Here is a 10,660-nt window from a genome sequence, read left to right on the forward strand (position 1 = left end):
TCTCCATCTAAAGGGCCTCGGCACCCGAAATGATCTCGATCAGTTCCTTGGTGATCTGAGCCTGCCGGGTGCGGTTGTAGTTAAGCGTCAGCCGGTCGATCATGTCGCCGGCGTTGCGCGTGGCGCTGTCCATCGCCGTCATGCGGGCGCCCTGCTCGCTGGCGGCGTTCTCCAGCAGCGAATGGTAAACCTGGATGGCCAGGTTGCTGGGCAAAAGCTCGGCCAGGATGTCGGCCTCGTCGGGCTCGAACTCGGTCAGCGCCGGGGCACGGCCGCTCGGGTCTTCGGCTTTCTCGTCCTCGCCGGCCTCGGGCACCCCCCAGGGCACCAATTGCAGCGGCGTCACCACCTGGGTCATGACCGTTACGAACCGGCTGTAATAAAGCGTGCAGGTGTCGAATTCGCCGGCCTCGAACATCTCCACCAGGCGGCGGGCGATCGGCGCCGCGTCGTCGAAGCCGATCTGGCGCAGGCCCGAGAGATCGATGGTATCGACGATCAGCTCACCATGCTCGCGCTTCAGCATGTCGCGGCCCTTCTTGCCGACGCAGAGGATCTTGACCGTCTTGCCGGCCTCCATGAGTTCGTTGATCTGCAGCCGCGCGGCCCGCACGATGTTGGTATTGAAGCCGCCGCAGAGGCCGCGCTCGGAACTGGTCACGACGATCAAGTGGACGTCGTCGCTGCCGCTGCCCACCAGCAGCTTGGGGGCATCGTCGGGTGCCACCAGACCGCTGACCAGCGAGGACATCAGCCCGGCCATGCGATCGGCATAGGGCCGGCCGGCCTCGGCCTGGCTCTGGGCGCGGCGCAGTTTCGAGGCCGCCACCATCTGCATGGCCTTGGTGATCTTCTGGGTCGAGCGCACGCTGGCGATGCGGTTGCGCAGTTCCTTGAGGCTGGCCATGGCGACGCCCTACCGCACCTGTTCTTAAGCGAACTTCGCCGAGAAATCGTCGAGAATGGACTTGAGCTTGGCCTCGGTGGCCTCCGAGATCTCTTGGCTGTCGCGGATCTCGGCCACCACTTCGGCATGCAGGCTGCGCATCTCGCCGAGGAAGGATTCCTCGAACTGGCCGATTTGCCCGACCTCGATGCCGTCGAGGTAGCCGTTGACGCCGGCGAAGACGGCCAGCACCTGCTCTTCCACCGGCATGGGCTGGTATTGCCCCTGCTTCAAGAGCTCGGTCAGACGGGCGCCGCGGTTTAGCAGGCGTTGCGTGGCCTGATCGAGATCCGAGCCGAACTGGGCGAAGGCGGCCATCTCGCGATACTGGGCGAGCTCCAGCTTGATCGAGCCGGCGACCTGCTTCATGGCCTTGACCTGGGCCGCCGAGCCCACCCGGCTGACGCTGAGGCCGACGTTGATGGCCGGCCGGATGCCCTGATAGAAGAGCTCGGTCTCGAGGAAGATCTGGCCGTCGGTGATGGAAATCACATTGGTCGGAATGTAGGCCGAAACGTCGTTGGCCTGGGTCTCGATGACCGGCAGCGCGGTCAGGGATCCGCTGCCGAAATCGGCGTTCAGCTTGGCCGCGCGTTCGAGCAATCTGGAATGCAGGTAGAAGACGTCGCCGGGAAAGGCCTCGCGCCCGGGCGGGCGCCTGAGCAGCAGCGACATCTGGCGGTAGGCCGTGGCCTGCTTGGAAAGATCGTCGTAGATGATCAGGGCATGCATGCCGTTGTCACGGAAGTATTCGCCGATGGTGCAGCCGGTGTAGGGCGCCAGGAACTGCAGCGGCGCGGGCTCGGAAGCGGTGGCCGCCACCACGGTGGTGTATTCCATGGCCCCGGCGTCCTCCAGCGTCTTGACCACCTGGGCCACGGTCGAGCGCTTCTGGCCGATGGCGACGTAAACGCAATAGAGCTTCTTCGACTCGTCGCCGCTGGCGTTGATTCCCTTCTGGTTGATGATGGTGTCGATGGCCACCGCCGTCTTGCCGGTCTGGCGGTCGCCGATGATCAACTCACGCTGGCCGCGGCCCACCGGCACCAGACTGTCCAGCGCCTTGAGGCCGGTCTGCACCGGCTCGTGCACCGACTGGCGCGGAATGATGCCCGGCGCCTTGACTTCGACGCGCTGGCGCTCGACACCCTCGAGCGGGCCCTTGCCGTCGATGGGATCGCCCAGCGCGTCGACCACCCGGCCCAGCAGCGCCTTGCCCACCGGGGCATCGACGATGGCGCGGGTGCGCTTGACGGTGTCACCCTCGCGGATGGTGCGGTCGTCGCCGAAGATGACGACGCCGACGTTATCGGTCTCGAGATTGAGCGCCATGCCGCGGATGCCGCCGGGAAATTCGACCATCTCGCCGGCCTGGACCTGGTCGAGACCGTAGACGCGGGCGATGCCGTCGCCCACCGACAGCACCTGGCCGACCTCGGAAACCTCGGCTTCGGTGCCGAAGTTGGCGATTTCGGTCTTGAGGATCGATGATATCTCTGCGGCGCGGATGTCCATCATCCCACCCCTTTCATGGCGAACTCGAGATTGCGGAGCTTGGTCCTGAGCGATGAGTCGATCATGCGCGAGCCGACCTTGACCACCAGGCCGGCGATCAGATCCTCGTCAACGCTAGCCTCCACGCTGACGTCCTGGCCCACGAGCTCGGCCAGGCTGGCCTTGACCGTCGCCATCTGGCCCTCGCCGAGGGGACGTGCCGATACCACCTGGGCCGTGATCTCGCCGCGATGCTCGGCCAGCAGGATGCGGAAAGCCCGCACCATGTCGGCCAGCGCGAAGAGCCGGCGGTTGCGGGCCACCAAACCGACGAAACGCTTGCACAAATCTCCCGTCCCGGCCCTTTCCAGCACCGCCGCCAGGGCCCGGCCCTGATCTTCGCGGCTGAGCACCGGGCTGCGCACCAGGCGCTCGAGGTCGGCGCTCTCGGCAATCAGCGCGGCGATGTCGTCGAGATCGGCGGCAACCTCGTCAAGGGCGCCCTCGGCCGCTGCCAACTCGAAAAGAGCGGCGGCATAGCGGCCGGCAAGTCCAGAAATTATGGCGGTTCCAGCAACCACGCAGATGGCCCTGTGGGGGTTCGGAGGATCTGGTTAAGCTATTGAAAACATTGCGCAAAAGAAGCGACGAGACTCACAATTGAGAGCCCGCCGCCAACGCTCGGGTTACCTAGCACACCCCATGCTGCGTTGCAACCAAGCATCTCGCGCCGCCACAGGCGGTTTTTTGTAGACCCTCACCGGGCGGGCGCCGCCACAGGCGGCTTTTTGTTGACCCTCACCGGGCGGGCGCATCCGCGCCCTTGGCCTCCGCCCCCCAAGGGGAGGCGGCTTAGCGCCGCCGCCACAGTGTGTTTCATTGCTGCTTGGTCTTGGTGCAACGGGAGCGACCGCAACCCGCCGCTACTGCGGCGCGCCCGCGCAGGCTGCGGAGCGAAGCGGAGCCGCCGTGAGCGACAAGAATCTAGAGACGATCTCGAAGAGATCGACTCTAGAGAAACGAATAGGGATCGATGTCGACCTGCACCCGCACCGCGCCCGGCAGCTTGACGGCGGCCAGCCAGGTTCGCACGGTGGCCTGCAGGTTGACCTGGCGCCCGACCTTGAGCAGCAGCCGCCAGCGGTGGCGGCCGCGCAGCAGCGCCAGCGGCGCCGGCGCCGGCCCCAGCAGAGTGGTGTCGGCATCACGCGGCCCGGCCCGAGCCAGCTCGCCGGCCCAGGTTGCCACCAGGCGCTCGTCGGCGCCCGAGACGATCAGCGCCGCCAGGCGGCCAAAGGGCGGCATGCCGTGGTTTTCCCGGGCCTCGCTCTCGCGCTCCAGGAAAGCCCGGCGGTCGCCCGAGACCAGGGCCGCCATGACGGGGTGGTCGGGCAGGTAGGTCTGCAACAGCGCCCGGCCCGGCCGGGCCGCCCGGCCGGCCCGGCCGGCCACCTGGTAGAGCACCTGGAAGGTGCGCTCGGCGGCGCGCAAGTCGCCGCCGGCCAGCCCCAGGTCGGCATCGACCACACCGACCAGGGTGAGGTTGGGAAAATGGTGGCCCTTGGCCATGATCTGGGTGCCCACCAGCACGTCGAGCTCGCCGGCACCGACCCGGGCCACCAGTTCGGCCACCGCCTGCGGGCCGCTCATGGTATCGCTGGCCATGATGGCCAGGCGCGCCCCCGGCAGCGTTTGCGTCAGTTCTTCGGCCAGGCGCTCGACGCCGGGACCGCAGGCCGCGAAACGCTCGCCGACGCCGCAGCCCGGGCAGCTTTCGGGCAGCCCGGCGGCATAGCCGCAGTGGTGGCAGGCCAGGCGGCCGAGCCGCCGGTGCTCGACCAGCCAGGCCGAACAGTTGGGGCATTCCAGGCGGTGGCCGCAGGCCCGGCAGAGCGTCAGCGGTGCATAGCCCCGGCGGTTCAAGAACAACATGGCCTGTTCGCCGGCCGAGATGGTTTCGGCCAGCGCCCGGCTGAGCGCCGCCGACAGCCAGCGGTCGCGGGGCAGCTTCTCGGCCCGCATGTCGACGGCGGCGATGGCCGGCAGTCCGGCGGCGCCATGGCGGTCGGGCAGGTGAGTAGCTTCGTAGCGCCCGCCCCGCACGTTGACGATGGTTTCCAGCGACGGCGTGGCCGAGGCCAGGACCACGGCGAAGCCAGCGATGTGGCCCCGCGCCACGGCCATGTCGCGGGCGTTGTAGATGACGCCGTCTTCCTGCTTGAAGGAGCCGTCGTGTTCCTCGTCGACGACAATCAGGCCGAGCTCGGGAAAGGGCAGGAAAAGGGCGCTGCGCGCCCCCACCACGACCTCTGCCCGGCCCAGCGCCACGGCCCGCCAGGTGCTGCGCCGGGCGGCCTGGGTGAGGTCGGAATGCCATTGCGCGGGCGCCACCCCGAAGCGGTTCTGAAAGCGCTCCAGCCACTGTGCGGTAAGGGCGATCTCGGGCAACAGCACCAGCGCCTGGCGGCCTTGGCGCAGGCATTGGGCCACGGCCTCGAGGTAGACCTCGGTCTTACCCGATCCCGGTACGCCATCGAGCAAGGTCGTGGAAAAGTTGGCGTCCGCCACGCTTTTCGAGAGCGTTTTCGCCGCCTCGGCCTGGGCCGGCGTGAGTTCGACGCCGGCAAGCTCGGTATCGGGCCGGGCGAAGCCGGGCTCGCTGGGCAACAGGACCGGCACCAGGCTGCCCAAATCGGCCAGGCCACGCACCACGCTGGGGCCGACTCCGGCGGCCCGGGCCAGTTCGCCAGCCGTCATCGGCGGACCCTGGGCCACCAGCTCGAGCACCCGGGCGCGACCCGGCGTAAGGCGCTCCGGCACAGCCTGGCCCAACCCATAGGCGGCGCGCGGCTTGGGCAGCGCCAGGGCCGCCGGCGCACTCAGCGCCATGCGCAGCACCGCGCCGGGCCGGCTCAGCGTGTAGGCCGCCAGCCAGTCGATGAAGGCTCGAAGCTCGGCCGCCAGGGCCGGCACATGGCGCCGCGCGATGATGTCGCGCAAGCGCGCCTCGGCCACCTCGTGGCTGCCCGGCCCCCAGACCACGCCGTTGACTTCACGGCTGCCCAGCGGCACCAGCACGACGTCGCCGGCCTCGAGCTCCAGCCCGTCGGGCACGCGGTAATCGTAGGGCCCCGGCAAATTGAGCGGCAAGAGCACGGAAACCCGTGCGCAGGGCGCGCCGCTAGAGGTGGATTTGGCGCTGGCGGGAGGCATGAGATACACTCTGCCAAGCCCGCCAGCCGGGAACAAGCGGTCCCGAACGGTAACGAGAAACAGGTAAACCTGCATGAAATTCTTCATCGATACCGCCGACGTCGACGAGATCCGCAGCCTGGCGCCCTCGGGCTTCCTCGATGGCGTCACCACCAACCCCTCGCTGGTCTCGCAGACCGGGCGCGACTTCCGTGAGGTGCTGGAGGAGATCTGCGGCCTGGTAACGGGACCGGTCAGCGCCGAGGTCACGGCCAGCGACGCCGCCGGCATGCTGGCCGAGGGCGAGAGTCTGGCCACCGTGGCCCCGAACGTCGTCATCAAGGTGCCGCTGACCTGGGACGGCCTGGCGGCCTGCCGCCGGCTTGCCGACCAGGACATCGGCGTCAACGTGACGCTGTGTTTTTCGGCGGCCCAGGCGCTCTTGGCGGCCAAGGCCGGGGCCAGCTTCGTTTCGCCCTTCGTCGGCCGCCTCGACGACATCGGCCAGTCCGGCATGGAGCTGATCGCCGACATCCGCACCATCTACGACAACTACCCTCAGCTTTCGACCGAGATCCTGGTGGCCTCGATCCGCCATCCCATGCACGTGGTCGAGGCGGCGCGCCTGGGCGCCGAGGTCTGCACCATCCCGCCGGCCGTGCTGCGCCGCCTGGCCGGCCATCCCTTGACCGACAAGGGTCTCGAGGCATTCCTTGCGGATTGGGGCAAAACCGGCCAATCTATCCTTGGTGAATGACGGGGGACGGAGGCAAAGCGTGACTTTCGAGGCGGACAAACCGGCCTTTGGCGCCAGCCGCCTGACCGCGGAGAAGGTCATCGAGTTCCTCTTGCGCCGGCCCAACTTCCTCTTGGACAACCAGCACCTGCTGCAGGTTCTGACGCCGCCCGAGACCCGAGAGAGCGACGGCGCCGTCGATTTCCAGCGCTTCATGATCGAGCGTTTGCAACGTGAACTGGCCGAGCTCAAAAGCCAGCAGCAAGAGCTGGTGACGGCCAGCCAATCCAACATGATGAGCCAGAACCGCATCCACGCCGCGGTCCTGGCCTTGCTGGCGACCGACACTTTCGAGCACCTGGTCGAGCTCATCACCACCGACCTTGCCGCCATGCTGCAGGTCGACGTGGTGACGCTTTGCCTCGAGGCGGCGGCCGAGCACATGGGGGTGCCGCTCAACCCGGGCGTCTACGTGGTGGCCGCGGGCGAGACCGGCGAGATGATCGGCGAAGGCCGTGAGATCCTGCTGCGCTCCAACGCCGAGGGCGAGCAGGTGGTGTTCGGCGCCGGTGCCGGCATGGTGCTTTCCTCGGCCCTGATCCGCCTTGATCTCGCGCCCTATGGGCCGCCGGCGCTGTTGGCCATGGGGGCCCGCGACGAACGCCGCTTCCACCCCGGCCAGGGCACCGAGCTGCTGGGCTTTTTGGCCCACGTGGTTTCGGGCTGCATCAAGGGATGGCTCGAGCGCCCGGTCTGAGCCACCTGGCCGCGGCGCCGGCGGTGCGGAGCGCGGTGGCCGAGTGGCAGTCCTGGCTGGCCCACGGCAAACAATCGTCAGAACACACGGTGGCGGCCTACAGCCGCGACGTAGCGCGATTTTTCGAGTTCCTGACCCGGCACCTGGGGGCGCCCCCCGGGATCGCCGATCTGGCGGCGCTGAAGGTGGCCGATTTTCGCGCCTACCTGGCCCGGCGGCGCACGGACGGCCTGAAGAGCGCCTCGCTGACCCGCGAGCTTTCGTCGCTGAGAAACCTGTTTCGCCATTTCGAGCGCACGGGGCTCTTGCACAACGCCGCCATCGGGGCGTTGCGCACGCCCAAGCTGCCGCACTCGCTGCCCAAGGCGCTGTCGCCAAGCCAGGCCCGCGAGGTGGTCGAGTGCGCCGCCAGCGTCAGCGAACACGACTGGGTGGCGCGGCGCGACGCCGCCGTCTTGACGCTGTTGTACGGTTGTGGCCTGCGCATCTCGGAGGCGCTCGATCTCGACCGCCACGAAGCCCCGGCGCGCGACAGCATGGTGATCACCGGCAAGGGCCGCAAACAGCGGATGGTGCCGGTGCTGGCCATCGTGCGCGAGGCCATAGACGACTACCTCGCCGCCTGCCCTTACGAGCTCGCGCCCGAGGGCCCGCTGTTCCTGGGGCTGCGCGGCAAGCGCTTGCGCCCCGAGATGGTGCAGCGCCTGGTGCGGCGCTTGCGCGCCCTGCTGGCGCTCCCCGAAAGCGCCACGCCGCACGCGCTGCGCCACTCCTTCGCCACCCACCTGCTGGCCGGCGGCGGCGACTTGCGCACCATCCAAGAATTACTTGGTCACGCCTCGCTGAGCACCACCCAGCGCTACACCGAAGTCGATTCAAGCCGGCTGCTGGAAATCTACGACGCCGCCCACCCCCGGGCACGCTGATGGTGGAGATCGAAAAATGCGCCGCCGAGATCGTTCTGGGGGACGAGGGCTGCACCTTTCGCTGCGAACTGCCGGCCGGCCATCCCAACTACCACCAGGATACCGGCAGCCAGTCCGGGCAGCGCTACGAGGTTTTGTGGTGGCCGCGGCCCGACAGTGAAGCGGGGTCTTGAGAAACGAGCTCGCCTCAGCCCGCCAAAGCCTGTTCCACGGCCTGCGGATTGCGCTCGATAACCGTTAGCAGCACCAGCGCCGCCCGGTCGGGGGTGCGCCGGCCCTGCTCCCAATCCTGTACGGCACGGGCGTCCAGCCCGAAACGGTCGGCGAACTTCTGACGGCTCAACTTCAGGCGCTTGCGCAGCGCCCGTATGCGTTCGGCAGAGGGGTCATCGACGATACGGCCCGGCAGCTCGGCCTCGCCCCGGACATGGGCCAGCACCTCGCCCAGGGCTTGTTCGACGTCTCTCCCCACAGGCGTACGTTTCGTCGTCATCAGCCACTTTCCTCTTTCTTAATCCGTGCCACCAATTTCGACCAAACCTTCTTGTCCTCCGGCGTCAGATCGTCGCTTTTGGACTTAGCGTAGGCGGTGAGCAGGTAAACGTCATCCAGACCAGCGCAGCTTGCGGATGCCGCCGGTCCCCGGGATGACCGGTACCGTATTGGGATCGGCGGCAATGGCGGCTTCCATTTCCCGGCGCGTGCCTGCCGATACCAGCTTCCGGACGGCGCGCTCATAGGTCCGGGTAGTGAAAATCTTCATTGCCTAGATTATGCGGCATTGCCGCACTCCAGGGTCAGCCGAATCCCGTTTCCGAGCTTTTGTGCGTCGATTGGTCTTCATTTTTGATCGTAATTTATATTATTTTTTTCGCTAAATTGGCGAATTCAGAACTGCTCGGACGTCTCCCGGACGGCCGCAGCCCGGCTGCAAATCGCCAGCGCAATGGGCCCGAGGATGAGAACCGCCCCCATGCTGGCAAAAGCCACGCCCCAGGCGTTTTGGCTGGCCGGGCCGCCGGCCAGGTCCAGCACCCAGCCGAAAACCACCGGCCCGGCGAAGGCGCCGGAGAAGCCCAGCGTCGAATGCACGGCCATGGTGGCGCCGCGCTGGTCGGGCCGGGCTGCCGCCACGGCGCCTGCCGTGATGGCGGACGAATCGCCGGTCACGGTAACGGCATAGGCCGCACCGAGCGCAATCACCACGAGGTAGGGCAGCGAGGCCGAGAAACCGAAGCCGCAGGCATAAAGCGCCGAGGCGGTCATGACGATGGTGATGGTGCGCTGGCGGCCGAAGCGCACCGCCGCTTCGTTGCCGAGGATGCTGGCCGGCCAGCCGAAGAGGTTGAAGATGGCGGCGATGGCGGTGGCGCTGAGCAGGCTTTCCGCGCCGGGCTGCAGGGCCTGGCTGAAGACCAGAAAGGCCACGATCCAGGAACGGAAGCCGAAAAGCTCGAAGTTGTGCGCCGTGTAGGCCCAGACGAAGCCCATGGCGCGGAAGTTCCGAAAGACCGGGCGGAAATCCAGGAAATGGGATTCGTGCGTGCCCTCTTCGCGGCTCGGCGGCCTGGGTTTCAGCACCCAGGCCATGATCACCAGCGATACCGCCGAGCCCAGCGCGCTGAGCGAGAAGGCCCAGCGCCAGTCGAGCCGGGTGGCGATCTCGCCGGCCATGAGAAACGAAATACTGGCGCCGATGCCGAAGCTTGCCGTGTAGAAGGAAACGGCGCGGCTTTGCGCCGCCCCGCTGACGCGGTCGCTGAGCGCCTTGAGGCCGGGCATGTAGGTGCCGGCGAGCCCGACGCCGGTCAGCGCCCGCCACAGCATGGCCGACCAGAAGCCCTCGGCCAGATAGGCATATCCCAGTGCCGCGAGCGCGGTGAGCAGCGTCGAGGCGAGATAAATCCGGCGCGGATCGACGCGGTCGGTGAGGCTGGTCAGCACCGGCACGGCCACGGTGTAGCCGGCGTAATAGATGCCGCTGATCCAGCCCGCCTCGGTGGCACTGAGGCCCCATTCAGTGACGAAAGTGGGCAGCAGTGCAGGAAAAGTGGCGAAACTCGCCATGCTGAAGACTTCGGCCAGGCAGAAGACGAAGATCAGCCGCGCCGCCGCCTTGCCTTCCAGCAGTTCGTGGTCGGTCGTCAAGAGCGCGTTCCCGAGCCAGGGAATAATGCCGCCGCCGGAAAAGCCGAAAAAACGCCCTCCCCCCGCGCGCGCCCATCAAGGCCCAAGGGATGCACACACCGTATCGTCGGCCCGCCGGCCAAGCCTGGCATCGGCTGGGCTGCGGAACAGCCCTGCGGATTCACCACAGAGGCACAGAGGCACAGAGATTTCGTGAAAGGTCGATGGCGCCGGTTGCTTGCGGGCGCTATCGCCAAGAGCAACCTTCGGCAAATTGCTGGCTGAGATCCAGCCATATCCATGGGCTCATGGGGGCTCCGACACGGCGCGCCCGCGGAACCCTCTCTGTGCCTCTGTGCCTTCTGTAATCGGTTGGTTGATGTCAAGCTCCGAACGCCCTTTGTTTCCGTCTCCGCGGTGATGCCTGCAGGGGCTCCGTTCTTCTGTCCGCAGTCGGCGCCCAGGCTTCCTGCCGGAAGCCC

Annotated in this window: 10 protein-coding genes; 4 read left to right on the forward strand and 6 right to left on the reverse strand. The window is 67.4% G+C overall.

Going from position 1 to position 10,660, the window contains the following annotated elements; translation table 11 throughout:
* Positions 1-7: 7 nt before the first annotated feature.
* The 4 genes from QGG75_05010 to QGG75_05025 form a co-directional block, all read right to left on the reverse strand.
* Positions 8-907 carry a F0F1 ATP synthase subunit gamma gene (locus QGG75_05010; protein MDP6066601.1) on the reverse strand — a complete coding sequence of 300 codons (900 nt, stop codon included), beginning with the start codon at positions 905-907 and terminating at the stop codon, positions 8-10.
* Positions 908-931: 24 nt separating this feature from the next.
* Positions 932-2,461, reverse strand: a complete 1,530-nt coding sequence (gene atpA, locus QGG75_05015) for a F0F1 ATP synthase subunit alpha (GenBank protein MDP6066602.1) — start codon at positions 2,459-2,461, stop codon at positions 932-934.
* Positions 2,461-3,021 (reverse strand): F0F1 ATP synthase subunit delta, encoded by a 561-nt coding sequence (locus tag QGG75_05020; protein MDP6066603.1) that lies wholly within the window; start codon positions 3,019-3,021, stop codon positions 2,461-2,463. Before QGG75_05020 ends, atpA begins: the two co-directional genes overlap by 1 nt.
* Before the next feature lie 430 nt (positions 3,022-3,451).
* Positions 3,452-5,653 (reverse strand): primosomal protein N', encoded by a 2,202-nt coding sequence (locus QGG75_05025; GenBank protein MDP6066604.1) that lies wholly within the window; start codon positions 5,651-5,653, stop codon positions 3,452-3,454.
* A gap of 73 nt (positions 5,654-5,726) precedes the next feature.
* Here QGG75_05025 and fsa point away from each other — a divergent pair, with 73 nt between their 5' ends.
* The 4 genes from fsa to QGG75_05045 are packed head-to-tail and all read left to right on the forward strand — an operon-like array spanning position 5,727 to position 8,224.
* Positions 5,727-6,389 (forward strand): fructose-6-phosphate aldolase, encoded by a 663-nt coding sequence (gene fsa / locus QGG75_05030; GenBank protein ID MDP6066605.1) that lies wholly within the window; start codon positions 5,727-5,729, stop codon positions 6,387-6,389.
* A gap of 19 nt (positions 6,390-6,408) precedes the next feature.
* Positions 6,409-7,125 carry a DUF484 family protein gene (locus tag QGG75_05035; protein ID MDP6066606.1) on the forward strand — a complete coding sequence of 239 codons (717 nt, stop codon included), beginning with the start codon at positions 6,409-6,411 and terminating at the stop codon, positions 7,123-7,125.
* Positions 7,104-8,051: a tyrosine recombinase XerC gene (locus tag QGG75_05040; GenBank protein MDP6066607.1), complete on the forward strand. Its 948-nt coding sequence runs from the start codon at positions 7,104-7,106 to the stop codon at positions 8,049-8,051. The genes QGG75_05035 and QGG75_05040 overlap by 22 nt, the downstream gene beginning before the upstream one ends.
* Positions 8,051-8,224, forward strand: coding sequence for a hypothetical protein (locus QGG75_05045; protein MDP6066608.1), 174 nt, complete (start codon positions 8,051-8,053; stop codon positions 8,222-8,224). The genes QGG75_05040 and QGG75_05045 overlap by 1 nt, the downstream gene beginning before the upstream one ends.
* 14 nt (positions 8,225-8,238) lie before the next feature.
* On the opposite strand, the gene QGG75_05050 is transcribed toward QGG75_05045, so the two are convergent.
* Positions 8,239-8,544 (reverse strand): helix-turn-helix domain-containing protein, encoded by a 306-nt coding sequence (locus tag QGG75_05050; GenBank protein ID MDP6066609.1) that lies wholly within the window; start codon positions 8,542-8,544, stop codon positions 8,239-8,241.
* A 395-nt stretch (positions 8,545-8,939) separates the two neighbouring features.
* Positions 8,940-10,199, reverse strand: a complete 1,260-nt coding sequence (locus tag QGG75_05055) for an MFS transporter (protein ID MDP6066610.1) — start codon at positions 10,197-10,199, stop codon at positions 8,940-8,942.
* Positions 10,200-10,660: the final 461 nt, after the last annotated feature.

This window comes from Alphaproteobacteria bacterium (assembly GCA_030740435.1).
Lineage (GTDB): Bacteria > Pseudomonadota > Alphaproteobacteria > UBA2966 > UBA2966.